At 52.7% G+C, this 19,311-nt stretch carries 16 protein-coding genes and 1 tRNA gene; 6 read left to right on the forward strand and 11 right to left on the reverse strand.

Annotated features, from left to right (window positions below; translation table 11 throughout):
- Window positions 1–3 precede the first annotated feature (3 nt).
- Window positions 4–2,454, forward strand: a complete 2,451-nt coding sequence (locus tag AC2T28_RS08225; protein WP_486748489.1) for a GcvT family protein — start codon at window positions 4–6, stop codon at window positions 2,452–2,454.
- Window positions 2,451–3,521 carry an alcohol dehydrogenase family protein gene (locus tag AC2T28_RS08230; RefSeq protein ID WP_486748490.1) on the forward strand — a complete coding sequence of 357 codons (1,071 nt, stop codon included), beginning with the start codon at window positions 2,451–2,453 and terminating at the stop codon, window positions 3,519–3,521. The genes AC2T28_RS08225 and AC2T28_RS08230 overlap by 4 nt, the downstream gene beginning before the upstream one ends.
- 14 nt (window positions 3,522–3,535) lie before the next feature.
- Here AC2T28_RS08230 and AC2T28_RS08235 read toward each other — a convergent pair whose 3' ends face one another.
- The 7 genes from AC2T28_RS08235 to AC2T28_RS08265 form a co-directional block, all read right to left on the reverse strand.
- On the reverse strand, window positions 3,536–4,381 hold the full coding sequence (locus AC2T28_RS08235) for a dienelactone hydrolase family protein (protein WP_486748491.1): 846 nt from the start codon (window positions 4,379–4,381) through the stop codon (window positions 3,536–3,538).
- A gap of 93 nt (window positions 4,382–4,474) precedes the next feature.
- Complete coding sequence (locus AC2T28_RS08240) at window positions 4,475–5,521, reverse strand: adenylate/guanylate cyclase domain-containing protein (protein WP_486748492.1); 1,047 nt, start codon at window positions 5,519–5,521, stop codon at window positions 4,475–4,477.
- The gene (locus AC2T28_RS08245) at window positions 5,518–5,883 is read right to left on the reverse strand and encodes a group I truncated hemoglobin (RefSeq protein ID WP_486748493.1); all 366 of its coding nucleotides are present in this window, start codon (window positions 5,881–5,883) and stop codon (window positions 5,518–5,520) included. Before AC2T28_RS08245 ends, AC2T28_RS08240 begins: the two co-directional genes overlap by 4 nt.
- 671 nt (window positions 5,884–6,554) lie before the next feature.
- Window positions 6,555–7,583 carry a hypothetical protein gene (locus AC2T28_RS08250; RefSeq protein ID WP_486748494.1) on the reverse strand — a complete coding sequence of 343 codons (1,029 nt, stop codon included), beginning with the start codon at window positions 7,581–7,583 and terminating at the stop codon, window positions 6,555–6,557.
- 234 nt (window positions 7,584–7,817) lie between these two features.
- Window positions 7,818–8,675, reverse strand: a complete 858-nt coding sequence (locus AC2T28_RS08255) for a calcium-binding protein (protein WP_486748958.1) — start codon at window positions 8,673–8,675, stop codon at window positions 7,818–7,820.
- A 3-nt stretch (window positions 8,676–8,678) separates the two neighbouring features.
- Entirely contained in the window at window positions 8,679–9,188 is a 510-nt protein-coding gene (locus tag AC2T28_RS08260; RefSeq protein ID WP_486748495.1) for a calcium-binding protein, read from the reverse strand.
- A 488-nt stretch (window positions 9,189–9,676) separates the two neighbouring features.
- Window positions 9,677–9,985 carry an IS66 family transposase gene (locus AC2T28_RS08265; RefSeq protein WP_486748496.1) on the reverse strand — a complete coding sequence of 103 codons (309 nt, stop codon included), beginning with the start codon at window positions 9,983–9,985 and terminating at the stop codon, window positions 9,677–9,679.
- A gap of 182 nt (window positions 9,986–10,167) precedes the next feature.
- On the opposite strand from AC2T28_RS08265, the gene AC2T28_RS08270 reads away from it, so the two are divergent.
- The 3 genes from AC2T28_RS08270 to AC2T28_RS08280 all read left to right on the forward strand — a co-directional run bounded on the left by AC2T28_RS08270 (window position 10,168) and on the right by AC2T28_RS08280 (window position 13,167).
- Window positions 10,168–11,889 carry a calcium-binding protein gene (locus AC2T28_RS08270; protein WP_486748497.1) on the forward strand — a complete coding sequence of 574 codons (1,722 nt, stop codon included), beginning with the start codon at window positions 10,168–10,170 and terminating at the stop codon, window positions 11,887–11,889.
- Between the two features lie 433 nt (window positions 11,890–12,322).
- Window positions 12,323–12,736 carry a hypothetical protein gene (locus AC2T28_RS08275; RefSeq protein WP_486748498.1) on the forward strand — a complete coding sequence of 138 codons (414 nt, stop codon included), beginning with the start codon at window positions 12,323–12,325 and terminating at the stop codon, window positions 12,734–12,736.
- A gap of 236 nt (window positions 12,737–12,972) precedes the next feature.
- On the forward strand, window positions 12,973–13,167 hold the full coding sequence (locus AC2T28_RS08280; RefSeq protein ID WP_486748499.1) for a hypothetical protein: 195 nt from the start codon (window positions 12,973–12,975) through the stop codon (window positions 13,165–13,167).
- 1,003 nt (window positions 13,168–14,170) lie between these two features.
- Here the strand turns inward: AC2T28_RS08280 and AC2T28_RS08285 are convergent.
- The 3 genes from AC2T28_RS08285 to AC2T28_RS08295 form a co-directional block, all read right to left on the reverse strand.
- Entirely contained in the window at window positions 14,171–16,012 is a 1,842-nt protein-coding gene (locus tag AC2T28_RS08285; RefSeq protein ID WP_486748500.1) for a hypothetical protein, read from the reverse strand.
- Between the two features lie 150 nt (window positions 16,013–16,162).
- Window positions 16,163–16,510, reverse strand: a complete 348-nt coding sequence (locus AC2T28_RS08290; RefSeq protein ID WP_486748501.1) for a hypothetical protein — start codon at window positions 16,508–16,510, stop codon at window positions 16,163–16,165.
- Between the two features lie 379 nt (window positions 16,511–16,889).
- Window positions 16,890–16,974, reverse strand: a tRNA-Leu gene (locus AC2T28_RS08295).
- A 322-nt stretch (window positions 16,975–17,296) separates the two neighbouring features.
- On the opposite strand from AC2T28_RS08295, the gene AC2T28_RS08300 reads away from it, so the two are divergent.
- Window positions 17,297–17,725 carry a Hint domain-containing protein gene (locus tag AC2T28_RS08300; RefSeq protein WP_486748502.1) on the forward strand — a complete coding sequence of 143 codons (429 nt, stop codon included), beginning with the start codon at window positions 17,297–17,299 and terminating at the stop codon, window positions 17,723–17,725.
- Here AC2T28_RS08300 and AC2T28_RS08305 read toward each other — a convergent pair.
- Complete coding sequence (locus AC2T28_RS08305) at window positions 17,722–19,299, reverse strand: NAD(P)H-hydrate dehydratase (RefSeq protein ID WP_486748503.1); 1,578 nt, start codon at window positions 19,297–19,299, stop codon at window positions 17,722–17,724. The genes AC2T28_RS08300 and AC2T28_RS08305 overlap by 4 nt on opposite strands.
- Window positions 19,300–19,311: the final 12 nt, after the last annotated feature.

The raw sequence follows: 19,311 nt of genomic DNA on the forward strand, positions 1-19,311 counted from the left end.
CTCATGGTCGATTTCCCATCCAAGGCACGGGTTGTCATTATTGGCGGTGGCGTTGTTGGTGCTTCGTCGCTGTATCATCTGGCCAAGAAAGGCTGGTCTGATTGCGTATTGCTGGAAAAGAACGAGCTGACAGCTGGGTCAACCTGGCATGCGGCGGGCAATGTTCCCACCTTTTCGACCTCGTGGTCGATCATGAACATGCAGCGCTATTCAACTGAGCTGTATTCGCGCCTGGGTGAAGAAGTCGACTATCCGATGAATTACCACGTCACCGGTTCGATCCGGCTGGCACACAGTGCTGAGCGGATGCAGGAGTTTGAACGCGCCGCATCCATGGGGCGGTATCAGGGTATGGATATTGAAATCCTGACACCCGAGCAAACCAAGGAGCGTTATCCGTTCCTGGAAACCCATGACATGGCCGGGGCGCTATATGATCCGCATGATGGGGATATCGACCCGGCGCAGCTGACCCAGGCTCTGGCCAAGGGTGCGCGCGACATGGGGGCCAAGATCCTGCGGTTCTGCCCGGCCACTGGGGTGACGCAGCATGATGATGGCACCTGGACCGTTCACACCGACAAGGGTGACATTGATTGTGACTATGTGGTCAACGCCGCGGGCTATTACGCCCAACGTGTTGGCGAATGGTTCAAACCCCATGGAGGCCGAACTGTGCCGATGATGGTGATGAGCCATCAGTACCTGCTGTCCGAAGAAGTGCCCGAGATTGAAGAATGGTCCAAGGCCAACGGTGGAAAAAAACTTCCGCTGCTGCGCGATGTGGACGTGTCCTATTACTTACGGCAGGAAAAGAACGGCTTTAATCTAGGCCCCTACGAGCCGAACTGTAGGGCACACTGGGATACTGCCGAAGACCCGATGCCCGAGGACTTCAGCTTCCAGCTTTGGAATGACGATCTGGACCGGATCGAAGACATCATGATGGATGCGATGGAACGTGTGCCCTCGCTGGCGACTTCGGGGGTGAGCCGGGTCATCAACGGGCCAATCCCCTATGCTCCGGACGGGTTGCCGTTGATTGGCCCCATGCCCGGCGTCAAGAACGCGTTTGAGGCCTGTGTGTTCACCTTTGGAATCGCCCAGGGCGGCGGTGCGGGTAAGGTACTGGCCGAGTGGATTGTCGATGGGCAAACCGAATGGGACATGTGGGCCTGCGATCCGCGTCGCTATACCGACTACACCGATCACGACTATTGCGTGAAGAAAGGCATGGAGGTCTATGGCAATGAATATGCCATGCATTTCCCCCATCACGAATGGCCCGCTGCACGTGACAAAAAGCTGAGCGCAGTGCATGCCAAGATCAAGGATCTGGGCGGTGTCATGGGCGCCTATAACGGCTGGGAGCGCGCCAACTGGTTTGCACAGCCCGGCGATGACACCTCGGAAGAGGCCACCCATACTTGGGGCCGCTCTGGTCCCTGGGAGCAGCGGATCAAGGAAGAATGTGAAGCTGTGCGCGACGGTGTTGGTGTGCTGGACCTGCCCGGGTTCTCACGATTCAACCTGACAGGTGACGGAGCGGCTGAATTCCTGCGCGGGCTGGTAACCGGCGGGCTACCCAAGGTGGGCCGGATGAACCTGGTCTATCTTTCGGACCCACGGGGGCGCATCCTGACCGAGATGTCCTGCATCCGTCACGGCGAGGATCATTTCACCATGATCACCGCGGGGGCTGCGCAATGGCATGACTTCGAGATCCTGAAGAACGCCCTGCCCGCTGGGATCAGCCTGACAGATCATACCGCTGAGTTTGGTACCATGATCGTCACCGGCCCCAAAGCGCGGGAGCTGTTTGCCGGGTTGTCAGACGCTGACCTGACACTTGGCTGGCTGACCCATCAACAGGCTACGGTCGCCGGTAAACCCGCGTTCCTTGCACGGGTGTCTTTTGCGGGTGAGCTGGGCTGGGAGGTGCATTGCGCCAATGATGATCAACCCGCCATCTATGACGCAATCCTTGGCGCTGGCGCCAAACCCTTTGGCATGTATGCGCTGAACTCATTGCGGATCGAGAAAGGATACCGGGCTTGGAAAGGCGATTTGAGCACCGACTATTCCCTACTCGAAGGCGGATTAGATCGGTTTATCAAGCTGGACAAGCCGCAGGATTTTCCCGGCAAGGCCGCGATCCTGACTGAGAAACAGCAAGGTGTGAAGAAACGCTTTGTCACTTTGATTGTCGAGGCCGGGGACGCGGATGCGCCCTATATGTCCTGCATCTGGAAAGACGGCGAGATTGTGGGGGAAACCACCAGCGGTGACTGGGGCTATCGGGTCAACGCCTCCATCGCGCTGGGCATGGTGCGGGCCGATCTGGCTAAGCCGGGAACCGAATTGGAAGTTGAAATCTACGGACAGAAATGCCGCGCTGTGGTACAAGCGGACCAACCATTGTGGGACTCCACCAACGAAAGGCTGCGTGCATGACACTGCCCACCACCATGAAAGGCGTTCGGCTCACCGGTCACGGCGGGCCCGACACTCTGGAATGGTGCGAAGACATCCCTGTTCCGGCCCCAGGTCCGGGGCAGGTTCTGGTCCGGGTGCTGGCGGCAGGTGTCAACAACACCGACATCAACACCCGCATAGGGTGGTATTCTTCTGATGTGACCGGGGCCACGGATGACGTGGATCAGGATGTTGAAGCCGGAGGCTATGCAGGAGCACTGTCTTTCCCCCGCGTTCAGGGCGGCGATCTTTGCGGCCGCATTGTCGCGGTTGGGACGGATGTGGATCTACACATAGGGGCCCGCGCCACCTGCCCGATTAACTTGCCCCGCCCAACCCGTGACAATCCACATGGGATCATTGTGCTGGGTTCGGAAATTGACGGAGCCTTTGCCGAGTATTGTCTGGTCGAGGCCGCGGATCTCTATGATGTTTCAATGTCGCCGTTGTCGGACATTGAAATAGCCGCTATTCCCTGTGCCTTTGGAACGGCTGAAAACATGCTGACCCGGGCCGATGTGGGCAAAGGCCACAAGGTACTAATCACCGGCGCCTCGGGCGGTGTGGGCTTGGCCGCTGTGCAACTGGCACATCTACGCGGGGCTGAGATTACTGGCGTCACTTCCTCCGCAAAAACCAAGACCGTACATAATGCGGGGGCCTTCCATGTGCTCTCTCGCGACGAGCTGCCGGACCCGGCCAGCTATGATGTGGTGATAGATGTGGTCGGCGGCGAAGCCTGGCCCGCTCTGATCCGCGCCTTGAAGCCCGGTGGGCACTATGCCGTGGCCGGTGCCATTGCAGGCCCCATTGTCACCGCAGACCTGCGCGAAATTTATCTACCTGACATCACCCTGCATGGCTGCACGTATCAACCACCCGAGGTCTTTGAGCGTCTGGTTGCCCTGATGAACTCAGGTTCGATCAAGCCCTTGGTCTCGGCAACCTATGACCTGCGCGACATTGCCCGCGCGCAAGAAGATTTCATGTCCAAAACGCTCCCCGGCAAGCTGGTCCTGCTGCCCCCGGATCGCCAATCAGAGTGAGCCACAGAAACTTCCTACTTCGGAGCCTTTAGAAACTCCAGAACACGAATAACAGCATCCGCATGGGCATCCGCGTCATAATGATTGCCCTTGAACCACATCGGCTTGGGGTCTGGCTCTGCATCCCCCTTGGCATAGGCAGGGTTGTCAAAGAAATGCGTGGCACCCGGATAGATATGGAGCGATGCAGGGTTTGCGCTGGCTTGTGACTGCGCCACAAAGGACTCGCAAGTTGCCAGCGACATCAAACTGTCTGCATCGCCAGCCAGCAACATCATCGGAACCGTCGCGGCACCCATTGGTGGGCAAGTTGGATAAACGGCAATAGCAGCCTTGGGATTGAACCCTTCGGGTACCCTTGGGTTGCCTTCACCCACGACAGTGAACAGATGTGAGCCGCCGATGGAAAAACCCAGCAGGCTGATCTGGTCGGCATCGACATCCGGACGCGATGCAAGATAGCGGTAGGCGCTGTAGGCATCATCGGGCATGTTGACGTTATGCACGTTCATATGGTTGCTGCCACCGCGCGCGCCATAGCTATCAACAACCAAAGCGACATAGCCCGCGTCAGCCAAGGTTTCAGCCCAGCTATGACGTGCTGGGGTCAACCCATCACCACTCAACAAAACAATCACAGCAGGGTGTGGCCCCTCCTGATCGGGCACATAGCTATATCCATTGAGCTCAATACCCGGCGTAGGCTTCAGCTCTATCCCCTTAGCCTTGGCTTTCCTGATTTTAAACGCCGAGGGCTGAATATCTGTGGCCTGAAATCGAACTTCTTCTTGTGCAATTAATGGCGCACTTAGAACTCCCAGTGCAATTGTGGCTCCCAGAGCCAGAACAGAGACCTTCATGTCGTTCTCCTAATGCCTAACCAGAATTGGTGTCAGTTTAGCAAAACCTACGCAATTCGTCACTTTTAGATAATCCAGACGGCAGCCAGCCGCTTAGAAAGCCGATGCAGGTCGGAAATTGCTCGCCACTGTGATCAGCTTCATCTCACCCAGCCCCTTGACGTCATGCGATCCATAATCGCCCAACCGGAATTCATCGACCAGCGCATAGGTCATATCGGCCGGGGCAACGATGGACATCGGCTCGGCCAGCATTTGCAGACGTGACGCCATATTCACCGATGGACCAAAGACATCATAAACGTATTTCTGAATACCGACGACAGATCCCACCGCAGCACCCGTCCCTAACCCGATCCGGGCCCGCCACTTGTGTTGATAGCTTTGATTTCGACGTTCCAGGAAACGCAAGAAACGCACGGCACAATTGGCAACGGCCGTTGCATGATCCGGCGTTGCAACCGGCATGCCGGACACTGCCAAATAGGCATCGCCAATGGTCTTGATCCGCTCGCAACCAAACTGTTCTACGATGCGATCAAAAGCGGTAAAAACATCGTTCAATTCACTCAAGGTCACGGTTGGGTCGGTACGGGCTGCAAATTCGGTGAAATCCACAAAGTCGAGCATCACCACGGATACCTCTTTGTAGAGCTGCGGCGTAACCACCCCAAATGTTTTGAACTCATCATAGACCGAGCGCGGCATCAGGTTCAGCAGCAAGCGCTCCACCCGCTCCTTTTCGCGCTCCAGCTCGCGGGTATTGCGCTCGACCATAGCTGAATAGCTGTCGATCATGCCTTCCAGCTCGCGCACCCGCGTGATGTTTTGGCATTCGACCACCAGCAAGGGATCAAACCCGTTCTGGGTCATGGTGATATTAACTGCAATCACGATGGATCGACGTTTGAGTTTCAGTTGAACCTCACCCGTGAAACTCTGCCCCTCCAGAACCGCATCCAGGTCTTTCTGCTCAAGCCCTTCGATGGCACCGGCAAGAGATGCCCCAAGCCCCGGATCGCCAAACCATTTTCCAAAGGGTTCATTGTAAAAGATGAGTTTCAGATCAGGGACATGGGCAATCGCAACCCCAACACCAATTGATCGAAGCAACTGTTCATTGATGGCAGCGATACTCATCTACCGTCAGCCACAACAATGGATCGTTTTGACTCGACTTCGGCGACAACGGTTTCCACGTCTTCGGCGCTCATCCCGTGATCACTCAAGGTCGATGCCAGCAGGCGGGCCACTTCATCAAAGTCGGTATGAGTGATTTCCAACTGCCGATGGACAAGTTTCAGTCGCTCATCGCTAAAGGACGCAGGGCCACCCAGCAACGACGAGATAAACTTGGTCTGATGATCAATCAGCCGCGGCATGTCGACATCGGTGAAATAATCACCAATCTGATCTGAATCGAGCGCCTCTTCGTAAAAGGCCATCACGATCCTGCTGACTGTTCTAAAGCCGCCGTATTTCTCGTAGATTGTTCCACCCATAATACGCTACCCATCCCAAACGACCCGGCTTGCACTCAAAGTAGAGCAAAACACTTCCGGGGACAGAGACGTATTCAACGGCCTTGCAAGAGCGGATTAAACTCGTAAATTTCCGCTCCCTTTTTCTGACTAGTCAATATCGATCATAGCTTAGGCCACGTTTCCACTCCACATTGATGACTGGAGTAAACGACAGGGGTTTGGCTCAGTTTTCGAATTTACAACTTTACGGTATGATGGGCTGATTTTCATCACACATACAATTCTACGCAGTTCATTTCGTAATAGCTGTATGCCCAAAACACACCGCCATATATTGCTGCAATGGCCATCACTGTAGATGTCTTTACTCTACCGAGCCTTCTCAATACAGCGGACAATATTAGCCCGATAACGACAATGGCCCAACTTTGAAGGTCAAGAAAGGTGAACTGGAGGCACTCTTCGTAAGACATTCATTCTTGACCCGTCGTGGTTTCGACGCGCTGAATTGTAGGAACAAATCGCCTAGGATCAACTTCCTATCAGCGCAGTTGGAGATGCGCCCTTGTGGATCATTGCAGACCCACTTTGGCGCATCAATGCCGTCGTGGGACGGTTACATCATCAAAGCCACTACAAAGTTTGAGTGCTCCTGATCAATCAAACTGGCATAGCTGAAATTACTCAAATCACCAGATTTTGCCACCGCGCCCAAAGATATTGATTGCAGTTCTAATTCGGTCTACGTGGCGCTTCTGTTCTGGATCCTCAAGAAGGTCTGCTAAGCCGTGCTCTTTTGCCAAGGCGACGAACAGCTCCCGCGCCCTTACAGCATTCCGCTCTAAGGATGCTTCGATAACGCACTGCACTCCAAGTATGTTCAATCGTTCCACCGGATCCGAATGAACGAGAACAGCCAGTTCCATGGCTTTACGCAACTCTTCGGGGCTAAGGTCCAGATTGCAGTCCAGTTTAGCAAGCGCTTCAACGGGTCCCTTAAACGTAAAAACCGCTGTGTTGACGAATTCATTTGTTTGCGGCCGTCCTGCATATTCGAAAAGGTCCGCGTTCCGCGCCATGATCACCGGGATCCACGGATGCTGCGGATGAAAATAGTCTTGGTGTATAATCACCGCATCCGCTGTCAGCTTAGGGAAGAACTGTTCGACAACTCTCTGAGAGAGTTCCCGGTTTTTCATAACATCAAGGAATGCAATTTTTATGTTGCCACCTTCATAATCGAAATTCGTCAGGTCACCGAACGTAAATTCGATATGGCCTCTCTCGTTATGCAACAGGTCTTCGAGTATCCAGTCAAACGACTGGCCGGCGGCACAGTTTGTTTTCAGAGCACGCGATGCTTCAGTGGCCGTAAAGCCATTGAATACTCCAACATCATAAGACTTGATCACAGTGTTGGCACTGTCACGTTCTTCGATCGCATTGGCGAAGGCTTTCGTCGAAGCACCGAGGTAAATGCCAGCGTCGACAATTGCACCGTCCAAATTTTCGATCAAACGCGTGAGGTTGTACAGGAAATTTCGCTCCCGTGGCGAAATCATGCCCGGATGGAGGAGCACTCGCAATGGCGCCGGAGACGCGGCTAGATCGTTGATCTGGTTCTGGTTAAGTTTTGCAGCCACAACATCTATATCGCTGACGCGTTCCGCCAAATTTCCAGTCACAGCCATAATAAAACGTCCCTTTAAATTGTCCAAGAGTACATTCCTCAACTCGAATGCCACCACTTGCATGCTGTAGTTGTTCTGGGTCCGAAATCAAGCCACTTTTGGAAACTGTTCCATAAATCGAGAACATGACGCGCGATCAGAGCGGCATTACGAGTCTTGGCAGCAGGTTTAATCCAACGTTTGGTCTGGGCGTCCCCACATGGTTAAAGCTGGCTGGAAGGATCAAGTCGAAGATCCCTTCGGCTCACTCATTAGTGCCTCCTAGGCGAAAAGGTCGAAAATCTCACCGCCGATCTTCAGATTGATCTCACCCTGACCACCGCCATCGACCAGCGCCCACATAATCTGACCCGTGGGTTTGTAGATGACAAAAGCCTCTGACACAGCGTCATCGCCCGAGCGTTCGCCTTCGTCATTGGCGGTGTGGGCAAGATTGACCTGAAAATCATCCGCAGTCGCACTGGCGTTGCCAAACAACAGCACATCGCCTTCGGCGGCGTTATAGTCCTGGATCCAGTCTGACCCGTGACCTTCGACACCAATATGGAAGAACTTATCCGCGCCGCTACCGCCATTGATGCGGTCATGACCAAAGCCGCCGTTGACAAAGTCATTGCCATCACCGCCAAACACCAAGTCCGAGAAGGCCGAGCCGGTGATCACGTCATCGCCACCTTGGCCCTGCAGCTCGTCAACGCCGTAGCCGCCGGCAATGCTATCGTTGCCGTCCTGACCGTAGATCAGATCATTGCCGTAGCCAGCATCGATACTATCATTCCCGGCACCGCCATAGACCACGTCGCGCAGGTCCGCATCGGTTTCGCCGCCGACTATGAGGTCATCGCCATCACCACCGTTCAGAGTGTCGTTGCCGTCCCCGCCTAGCAGAGTGTCATTGCCGTCCCCGCCCAGCAGAGTGTCATTCCCGTCATCGCCGCGCAGAGTGTCATTGCCCAATCCGCCTATGATCGTGTCGTTGAGGTCGCCGCCCGAAAGCCGGTTGTTTCCATCATTGCCAGTGATGACGTTGGCAACCTCGTTGCCGGGGGCATCGATATTGCTGCTGCCCAGCAGGGTCAGGTTTTCGACGTTAAATCCGTCATCGTTCCAATCTCGCAGCGCCTAGGAAATGGTGGACCGGATCTCGTCAACATCCCCTGTGGCGGTGTTGCCGATGCCATAGGAGTCATAGGTAAATTCGGCCACAAAATCGAGCACGTTGTCGACGATATAAACATCGGCGCCGCCTTGGCCGACCAAATCATCATCGCCTGTGCCGCCATCCAGCGTATCGCTCAATCCGTCAGGCCCACCGTGAATAGTATCGTTTCCAGAACCACCCTGCGCCAAGATACTGTTGCCGTATCCACTAATTAAGTCGTCACCCGCCCCACCGATCAGGGTGTCGGGACCTACGCTGGGCGGGTCAATGTCGGCGACCAGACCGGTTGTACCGGTAATCGTATCATTACCATCACCGCTATCAATTGAATCCGCCCCAAGCCCGCCAATCAAACTATCAGCGCCACCCAGACCGAATATGGTGTCGTTGCCCTGCGCACCATCAAGCGTGTCAACGAGTTCCGATCCGGTTAGGGTTTCCGCAAGCGAAGTACCTATGACAACGGTCATTTGAACCCCTCCCCTGCAAAGTTACCAGCGGCTTCCCTCAAACGACCTAGCACCCAGCATTCACTAGAGTGTTCGCATGTGTCGCGGCACTCTCCATTCGAATGCCGTTAAACAATGTAGCGGCCTCTGAAGAATAGAGTATTATTTGCTCATAATGATTTTTCGGGATTCGGCATTTGACCGCCTAGGGCGCCCCGCTTCCTTCCCCTCGCCCAAGCTTCAACGCAACTGGTTTATTGGGTACTTGCTCTCTCTGGATAGAACACCAGTTAAGCAATTACTTCCAAAGACCAATTGTAAGCCTGGGGTCTCACGGCGTTACGGGGCCATTTCCCACGGCAAGAGGTCATCGACACGGCTGATCGTGTACCCCGGAATGCGAGAGAGCGTATTTGCTAGCCAAATTGCGGTGATCCACGGACTTCCTTTTCGACTGCATAGAGATCATCAGAGCTGGCCAATCTTTGAGCCCTGTGAATATCGACAAACTAGCGCCAGACATGTGCCCTGCTGACGACTTCTAGGTCGTCGCCGGAACAACCGAGATATTCGAACTCCGCATATCCATCTGCGTGCATCCAGCCATGATTACTGGCGATGTGTTCCGTTGGGTGCTGCCCTTTGCGGTCTGGCGAGAGCTGATACCAGAAAGCTGCTACCCACAGGTTGTGCTCACTTCCCGTCCCCGAACGAAAACGACTTGGGCAAGACCTGAAGGGCCGCGCATTAATAGGATTGTTCCAAACGTGGTTCAGTTCCCCACATGGGTTCAAGGGCGCACTGAAGAAGCCAAACACAGGACTTAAATTGCCCGGCCATCAACACATGCATGTCCTGGGGCATGCCGCCTTATGCGTGACATTACCTTCTCACGCTCTGCTTGTGGGGTATCGGCTTCAGTGTCACATTGAGTCCAATGGCGTTCCACTTGGGGAACGTTGATCTAAAACTCGTCCTGCTGAGCAAATTGGATTGCGTTATGGCCCTCATTACTGAACCTGAATTAACTTTTGACCATAATCTTCCGCTTGATCAGGTATTGAGTGTGCCAGGTGTGGCCTTTTCTGGATTTGGTCCAGAATCCGTCGGAGCATCCTCAATACATGCATTGCCTGATGGCGGATATCTGGTCTTGTGGAGCACCGATATTAACTATTCACCTTTAACTGGTGGCTTCATACCAAACGAACAGAGCTATGGTATTTATGTACAATTATTCGCCGCCGACAATACAGAAACCACCGCCCCAATTCGGGTTGAACCGGAAAGCGCTCTCTGGCCATTCCAGCCCGATGTTGAAATCGCTGAAAATGGAGAGTTTACGGTTTCCTGGGCCGAACATGTGGGTGAGCCTCCGGTTGATCTAGCCGATTTTTACGAGTCTTCAGGCGCCCGATTTAGCCAATCTTTTGATGCTGCGGGAGACAGGTTAGGCGTGCCAGTCGATTTGGAGACAACCGTCAGTCGTTTTGAAATTATTTACAATACTGTAATCACAACCCAACTGACCAACGGCAATATCGTGCAAGTTACCTATGATCCCGATACAGAGCAAAGCAGTGGTCTAATTACAGATGCAGAAGGCATACCTTTGGGCATCGTGTTTCCATTGGACAGCCATCCAAAAACCATCACGGCTTTGCAGCACGGTGGTTTTCTAACTTTATCGAGGGACCACGCTATTCAGACATATTCCGATGTTGCTGAAACAATTGGAAGACCGACAAGCATTGAGGTTGGTCCTGGATATGCAGCATGGGAATACCCATCGCTGGCGGAATTGACTGATGGTAGGTTGATGGTGCTTACGCGGGTAGAATTCAATGGTGGTCACGTTGAAGATAGCACGGTTAATTGGCTTCACACACGATCATATGATCCAAGATTGGCTTACTTTGGAACGGATGAAAATGACGAGTTTGACGGCGCTGAGACGGATGATTTTTTTCTAGGCGGAATGGGCCACGATAGTGCTTTGGGCGGGCTGGGTGCAGATGAAATCCATGGAGAATTAGGTAACGACACCATCCGTGGGGGCTCTGGTGACGATACACTATTTGGTGGCCTCGGTATCGATAAGTTACATGGCGGAGATGGAGACGACATCATATATGGTGGGCCAGATACATCGACCTCTTCTAGTGGACAACTTGACGTAAGGGATGAGATCACGGGCGGTGCTGGCAATGACTGGATTTCAGCGGGCGCCGGTAATGATCTCGTTTTTGGTCAAGATGGCAATGATACCATCATAGGCGGTTTTGGCTCAGATACACTAGCTGGTCAGAACGGCGATGATGTCCTTACAGGTTCAGGCCTGTCTGATTTGTTATTCGGCAATGCGGGCAATGATTTTATCAATGGTGGCTATGGGCATGACCGGATCAATGGAGGCACAGGTGCGGATACGTTTTTCCATTTTGGGGCTCGCGGTCATGGATCTGATTGGATTCAAGATTTTGAAAACGACGAAGGAGACATCCTGCAGTTTGGTGTCTCGGGCGCCAGCGCCGATGATTTCCAGATCAACCTGGCCCATTCCGCCAGTTCTGGGGGAATACGCGCAGGGGATGATGCTGTAGCGGAGGCTTTTGTGGTCTACAAACCTACCGGCCAAATCATTTGGGCGCTGGTGGATGGCGCGGGGCAGAATGAGATCAATTTGAAGATTGGTGGTGAGGTTTTCGACCTGCTGGCTTGAACACACTACACAGATGCCACCAAAAAAATGCCCCGGCAGTTTGGTCGTTGCTTTTTGCGGTTAGCACTGGGCACTTCTCGCACATAAACGACTTCTGTTGACAGCCTGGAGGCATCAGTTTTCATCCGCAAGGCCATCAGTAGCCTACAGAAATTTCTTACTTCCAAACCCTCTCATCATTTAGTTCAACTGATGCCCGTGACCGATTTCGGCTATTCATACCCAGCTGAAATCTCACATGCTTTTTCCGCATAGCAGGCATTGGTACAAAGCGCGAAAATGGCAATTCACCGCCCCTGGTGTCAACATGCAGGACGACGCACCAAGGCCCCCAAACTACGGATCGCTGCCCTTGCAGGCACGAGGCCAACAAACACTTCAGGACAACGCCCGTTGCAGAGAACAGCGACATAGAATGGTGCAAAGCCCAACCATGCACAAACTTTCAAGTTGGACCACGCAAGTGGGGCTGCTCAAGACATCCACGAACCGCTCCGGATCAGCAAGGCGATGTGGACATGGCACTTGGTCAACAGATCGGGTGGTACATTTTGCGGTACAGGTACGACCTGCTTACGTTCAGCGGTCGACCAGTCGGCTAGCAACAACCAATTGGAGGACCAAACCCAAAACAGACAGTCACATTCGCATCGAAAACTCGGATCTCTCACCCGAACAAGTCAACGCGGCAAAGAACCAGCTATACCGTGAAGCCGAACGGGACCACCGCTACTTTGTGGAGCAGCATAAACCTCTGAGCGAACGCGCCAAGATCGTCTACGCCGAAGTGAAAGCGCAGTTCATGCAACGCGCCAAAAAGAGACTGGAAGGGCAAGAAAATGACTGAGTTGGCCCTTGCCGCCGCCTACGCTGTGGATACTGAAGCCGATGTTGACCTGATCTCGGCTGACATGGACGCAGTTTTATTGGCTGCTGAGTGATCTAGTTCATAGATCATTTTCTTGCGCTCGCCCAATAGGTCCGAAGCGAAATAAACAACACCTAAACGACCTAATCACAAGCATCATCAGCCCTGATGTCATTGTAGTCACTTATCACATTTCAGTATGAAAGAATGCACCCATGACAACCGCCCTAACCATCGCCTTAATCTTCTCTGTGTTGATCATCGCTTTTTTGATCAAGGTTCTTTTGGATCAGGGAAAGACCATGGGCAACATGCTCAACCAGATTTGCGAACAGGAAGAGCAAATTGAACGTCTCAACCAATCTGTTCTGAACGCGCAGGACCATATCAAATTGTTGAGCACACCCTAAACGGGGCTGACAAGCACCCGCGACAACCCGTAATTCTTTGAGAATACAGGTACAAAACGCCCGTTTCTATTATGATAGTTTGTTAAAAAATCATCCTCCTCTTGAAAGGATAGATACTTGAACACACCCAAAACACCCAAAAACAACGTTGATCAAATCTTGGACTTACCCTTCTTCGCCAGCCGTCGCAAAGGTCCGACAACCCCTATAAATACCGTCAGTCTAACCCCTCCACCAGTGAACACCTCGGTCAATCCACCGCTGTATGTTGATAACAGCCTGGATGTTATCAACACCCTCGCCTCCTAGGGGTGGAACCTCCCTTGGGGCCGGATCATTATTGGAATGTTCATCGTCTTGTCAGTCCTCAGAATGAAGAGGTTTTGACACTGATCGACACCTACGCTCTGGTAGGCCCGTTCTATGACGCATCATCGTGCTTCCGCACTGCATTAGCAGTGAGACGTCAGCAGCCGACCAAACCGACAACCATCGCGATTTCGATGAATGGCGAAAATTGGCCTCGGCTGAAGTGAAAAACTGGGGCCTTGCGCTCCTGATACCGAAGGCGACATCTATTTTGATGTTGCCCCTAGTAGTAGGCACTGGCTTTGTCTGGCCCATTCCGTAGACAGAGTTGCAACGAGTTGCAAAGGAGAGCAACAATGAGCATTCAAAGCGTAATGCCTTACGGCTAGCCAAAAGTTGCAACGGATTGCAAAAACGCAGGCGCGTCCTCTGTCTACCGAGTGAAGAACGTGAATGAAAAGCCTCAATATTCTCTGTACTTCATGCCCCAACTGTTAAGCGTTTGTAACACAGGCGAACACATTCTTCGCCGGTCGGCCAATATTGAGCAGCACATTTCCAATGCCGACACCATAATCATCGGTCGCATGTTTACGTACCAAACCACATGTCAGCGCCATCCGCACTGCATCCGGCGGATTTCATCCGTCCTGCTTCGTCCAATAGTTTACTTCCTTTGCCGCAACCACAGCTATCAAAGGAGCCGAACAAAATCGCAGCAGGCCCCTTCGTCAATTCCTAGAGCCCCTCGGCGCCGATGATCATTTTTTTTCAGTTTTTGAAAGAAGACACGGTCGGTCGCAGTGGCCATTTCCGCGAAACTTGACGCGCTTGGTCTTATGTCGAACTCTTTTTCGGTTCGCTCGTACAAAAAGTACGGCTCAAGCTCCCGGTCGGTGAACATAATAACGCGCTTTCGATGTTCTGAATTAGCCTTCTGAATTAAGTCAACCTCGCCCTCCGTGAATTCAGTCAGCTTAGAAAAAACAATATAGACATCGAATTTTTCTTTAAGAGCTTCTGCAACTGCCACAAGGTTGTCGACGTCTGCTTTTTCAATTTCCTTGCGCGTCTTGCATTCTCCGATAACAATTTGAACCCTTGGGTCGCTATCACGATATCTGATGACTACAAAATCAGTTTCGCAGTGAGGAATTTTCTCCAAATCCGAGGAAAGCTCAGCAGCAGTCGTATAAATTGTTCTGGCAAACCCTCTGCCCTGTAGCTGCTGTAAAGTCAGAGATACTGGTATTGTACCTTCTTGATTGTCATTGCGGCCAAATAGACCAGACCGACGAAAAGCCCACCCTCGGTCTCGCAGCTGCCCAGAAATGCCGAATTCGTGACCACAATATTCACATTCTGATCGAGCCGAAGCTTCGTCAAGAGAACGCCAAAAATCTAGTTCACAGTTTGGGCATTCAAAACTCAGTCCAGGCCTAAAAACACCTTTATCGAGCAGAAAGGAAAGTACATCGCCGTTTTTCAACGGCGCCCCTGACTTGCGAGGGGCAATGTAGACGGACTGATATTCTTTGATGTCGCGTACATTCCCACCCCCTTTGATAGCTTGCATAGCATCACTTCTAGAGAACGACTTGTCCGGCCCATGTCGTTCAATCAAGCTTCGTACGCCTTCAATTCGAAATACTCGGCAGCCAGATAACCCTCCCATTTGTCGAATAAGGCTTTTAGCTACTCTACCCGATTTGCTAGTTTTCACGGAAATGCCGACAGTTGAAAAAATTTCTTGAACCAAGCGGTCGTTTTGCAACGCTGTCAAGTCTAAGCTGTCCGAGTAAATATGCTGAATGACACCCAAGCCGTCCGGCTCAGCCCGCGCCTCGTCATAAATAAAATGGCACTCTCGGCCATAGTACTCATTTAGTTCTGGTAGGAACGGAGCATGAAACGTTTCGGTTTCATCTCCAAACATTCCGACATACGTACTAATCGACAGAACATAACTCTGTCCTCTAAGGTTCCCATCATCAATGAAAGGCTTGCTGGTAAGCGAAAAGTTCATTGTTGATTTACCGTAGCGCTTTTCTACCGCTCCTAGAGACGCAGCGTCTCCAAAGTACATATACGGCGCACGAACATTCAGACCATTCCAAGTCGCCTCACTCAATTCTACATTCAATATGTCCCCTTCCCAATCAACTTCCTCGGTAAGCTCCAGTTCTGGTCGTTTCCATATTGCAATTTCTTTTCTTCCAAAGTTACCAACCGGTCGATTGGCGAGAGTGAGAAGCCATTTTTGCTTAGGTTTCTGAAGCCTCTCAGTTTGACCGGGGTCGAGAAAAAGTAAGGCGATGTTCGCAGCTCTCAAAATCCAAAAATTTACTAGATCCTCGAAACAATCGGCTTGACCAACGTAAAAACCAGCACAATTCCATTCGATTCTAATCGCATAGTGCTGTCTTAAAAATTTTTGCCCCAGTGCGGAAAACGTTAGTCGGTTCATGTTAGCTTCCGGAACTTCATCGTGCAGAGCGATATCTATCTCTTCCGCCTTCAGATGGTCCTTTGCCAACTCCCAATAATTGCAACCAGTTACATCGGGGCTCGGCGGCGCTCCAAAAATTGTTAAAAAAACGTCCGCCAGCGGATCAGCATCGTCCCAAGAATATAAGTCAACGGATGGACTTCCATTTGGATTATGCCTGTGTTCCTCATTGAAAACCTAGAACAGCGGATGACGAATGTCTGCAATTGTAGCTTCTTTTTTGCCGCCTCCGGTTCCCTGGAACAGTTCACTTAAGGCAAATGGAGACCTCAAGTGCTTATAGCTTTCGACAAAATCCTTAACACTTTCTCCTTCTGAAATCTGCACGAGCATATCAACCCGATAGCAATCAATCAGTTGCTTGGATAGCTCAGAGTCATCAATCGGCAAAATGGGATTATACCGCCCGCCCCAAGTTGTGTACGAAAGCCGCATGGCTTTTCGAAGCCCAGGCAAATCGTCTTTTGACACACACCACCCGATGCGAAGGGGGCGGTACTTCAACTGTAGAGAAATAGAAGTCATTCGATAAAATCACTGATGTTGTTTGAACTAATTGGTACGATCACACGATTTGAAAGCAATAACTAGAGGAGCATCAAACTCTGCACACCGTGTATCGGGTGGGTTCGTGGTCGAAATTTCATTCAGCCTCAAACGCTCCCAGCTGTAGCTAGAACGCGATGCCGGTCTTGTCGCTGTCGGAGGCCAGCGTCAGCAAAATGCGGTCGGTTTGCTAACGGGTCGTCTATAGCGATGTTCGCACCCAGTTGGTTGCAACGGGTTGCAACTCTTATCACAGAAACACCAACTCAAGCCCCCCATGAAAGGTGGGCGAAAAGGTGGATATATGAACAATAATAAAGCGTATCATATTGTAAATAAAAGATTATATTGGTTTTATTGGTGCGGGTGAAGGGACTCGAACCCCCACGCCTCGCGGCGCCAGAACCTAAATCTGGTGCGTCTACCAATTCCGCCACACCCGCACATACACCCAAGGGATTCCCTTGGTGTGCGGCGCTGATAGCAAAGCTTTTTGGAAGATGCGAGAGCAAATCGACGTCGATTTCACAAATGAGGTCAAATTTGAATATGGCGCGGTTGCAACAAAAACGCCAATTTTAGTTAATTGTTAACGAAGCATGCAAAAAGACCGCGACAGCCAGTGCTTTTTGCCACAACGTGACCAAAAAAAATCGAGGCAGACAGAGCGAGAACGCTATGAAAACGCAGTCCAAAGGACCTGCGCGCGACAGGAGTCCGCGTACCGGCCACCCCCCACCTGAAACAACACCGCAAGCGGGATTGTTGCACGATACCATTGTGTTGACGCGCCGGGGTGAAGTTGCCGTGCAAGATATTAGACCCGGTGATCATGTCATCACCCGTAGCGCCGGGATGGTACAGGTACAGGCGGTTGCCAAACGCCGTGCGCTGTTGCGGACCATTTCTATTGCAGCGGGCTCGCTGGGCGATACCCGGCCTGATTGCGATTTGGTTTTGCCGGCCGAACAAAAGGTTCTAATCCGCGATTGGCGCGCCGAGGCGATGTTTGGAACCGATCAGGCGCTGGTTCCCGCCGCGTCGCTGGTGGATGGAGAATTCATTTGTGACCGGGGGTTACAGGTTCTTGAACTGTATACGCTGCAACTGGACCAAGCCCATGTGATCTATGCCGGCGGACTTGAGGTGGCGGGCGCCACCCCTGCTGATTTGAAGATACGTCCGGCCGCCTAAAGCCCCAAGTCGCGGAACACGGCGGGCAGTTGCTCGGGTAGGTCCTCGGCGATCAGTCCGGGACCAAATTTGCGGGCGCATTCCACATGCAGCCACGCACCTGTTTCGGCCGCTTGCATTGGAGCATAGCCCCGCGCCATCAGCCCAGCAATAAACCCGGCCAGCACATCGCCAGCCCCTGCGGTGGCAAGCCACGGTGCTGAACGTTCGTAATGGGCTGAGTTGATAGTACAGCGTCCATCAGGGGCCGCAATCACCGTATCCGCGCCCTTAAACAGCACCACACAGCCTGCCCGCGCTGCCGCCTCGCGGGTGGCGTCGACCTTGGAATAGGCCGGGCCAGTGGAGGCGGGTGCATCCAGTTTCTCAGCCAGATCCGGGAACAATTTGGCAAATTCACCGCCATGTGGCGTGAGCACGCAATCCTTGTGCAAAGCTTCAAACAGGGCTTCTGGTTTGGCGCTAAACCGGCTGAGCGCGTCAGCGTCCAATACGGTTGGCCGCTCGGTCTTGAGCGCCGTGAACACCATGGCCTGCGTATCGGCGCGCAGCCCTAACCCCGGCCCCAGACAAATCGCGCTAAAGCGGGCGTCTTCCAGCAGTTCAGTCAGCCCCAGTGCACCATCAATCTGCCGCAACATGATAGCTGTCAGGTTGCAGGCGTTTTCGAGCATCGCCGATCGCGGAGAACCCAGCGTGACCAGACCCGCGCCGATACGCAACGCGCCGCGTGCGGCAAGGCGTGCAGCACCTGTGTTGCCATGGCTACCTGAGAGGACAAGCGTGTGGCCGTGGGCGTATTTGTGGCCGTCCGATTTCAGCACGCCGCAGAAAGGCGTTTCGATTAGTTCCACCCCCATTCGCGGACGCGGGCTGCCATTGATACCTATGCTCTTTACAACCGTTTTCCGACAGTAACTCGAACCTAGGTCCATTACATGCCCAAGTTTTCCAACGTGGAATGAAACTGTCAGTGAGAAAATGGGTAGGTCCCCCCCTCCCAAAACTTTGCCTGAGTCAGCGCACAGACCAGACGGAAGGTCTACCGAAACGGCCTTACTTCCATGCGCCCAAACAGCCTTTTCCAAAGAAAACAGCTCTTGCCTCAAGTCGGACGAAAGTGGTCGCCCAAGACCCGTTCCAAAAATCGCGTCAATGACTAAATCAGGCGAGTTCGTCTCAGAATCAAGCGTCTCCGCCAATAAACCTCTGCCCTCATCCGGGACAGATGCTGCAAACATATCGTTTGTATCCCCCGTCTCACTCCAACGTTCATAATTCGCCTTCGCATCCGCTGGCAATTTGTCGGCATCCCCATAAAGAAACACCTCCACGTCCCAACCACGCTTTTTCAGCAGCCGCGCCACCACAAATCCGTCGCCGCCGTTGTTCCCCGGTCCACACAGAACCACGGCCCGGTGATCTCCATCATCGTACTCCGGCCATTCCTCAAATATCGCCTCAACCACCCCCTGCCCGGCCCGCTCCATCAGCTCCAGCCCGGTCACTTCACCAGACTCAATCGCGGCTGTTTCAATGGCACGCATCTGGGCAGCGGTTAGCAGTTCAGTCATCATCAAGCCTCG

This window comes from Parasedimentitalea nitratireducens (genome assembly GCF_057444295.1).

Excerpts from the sequence above, each read along its gene's own strand:
- AC2T28_RS08225 (WP_486748489.1), top strand. The coding sequence starts at position 4 with ATGGTCGATTTCCCATCCAAGGCACGGGTTGTCATTATTGGCGGTGGC.
- AC2T28_RS08230 (WP_486748490.1), top strand. The coding sequence starts at position 2,451 with ATGACACTGCCCACCACCATGAAAGGCGTTCGGCTCACCGGTCACGGC.
- AC2T28_RS08235 (WP_486748491.1), bottom strand. The coding sequence starts at position 4,381 with ATGAAGGTCTCTGTTCTGGCTCTGGGAGCCACAATTGCACTGGGAGTT.
- AC2T28_RS08240 (WP_486748492.1), bottom strand. The coding sequence starts at position 5,521 with ATGAGTATCGCTGCCATCAATGAACAGTTGCTTCGATCAATTGGTGTT.
- AC2T28_RS08245 (WP_486748493.1), bottom strand. The coding sequence starts at position 5,883 with ATGGGTGGAACAATCTACGAGAAATACGGCGGCTTTAGAACAGTCAGC.
- AC2T28_RS08260 (WP_486748495.1), bottom strand. The coding sequence starts at position 9,188 with ATGACCGTTGTCATAGGTACTTCGCTTGCGGAAACCCTAACCGGATCG.
- AC2T28_RS08270 (WP_486748497.1), top strand. The coding sequence starts at position 10,168 with ATGGCCCTCATTACTGAACCTGAATTAACTTTTGACCATAATCTTCCG.
- AC2T28_RS08275 (WP_486748498.1), top strand. The coding sequence starts at position 12,323 with ATGCACAAACTTTCAAGTTGGACCACGCAAGTGGGGCTGCTCAAGACA.
- AC2T28_RS08280 (WP_486748499.1), top strand. The coding sequence starts at position 12,973 with ATGACAACCGCCCTAACCATCGCCTTAATCTTCTCTGTGTTGATCATC.
- AC2T28_RS08290 (WP_486748501.1), bottom strand. The coding sequence starts at position 16,510 with ATGACTTCTATTTCTCTACAGTTGAAGTACCGCCCCCTTCGCATCGGG.
- AC2T28_RS08305 (WP_486748503.1), bottom strand. The coding sequence starts at position 19,299 with ATGACTGAACTGCTAACCGCTGCCCAGATGCGTGCCATTGAAACAGCC.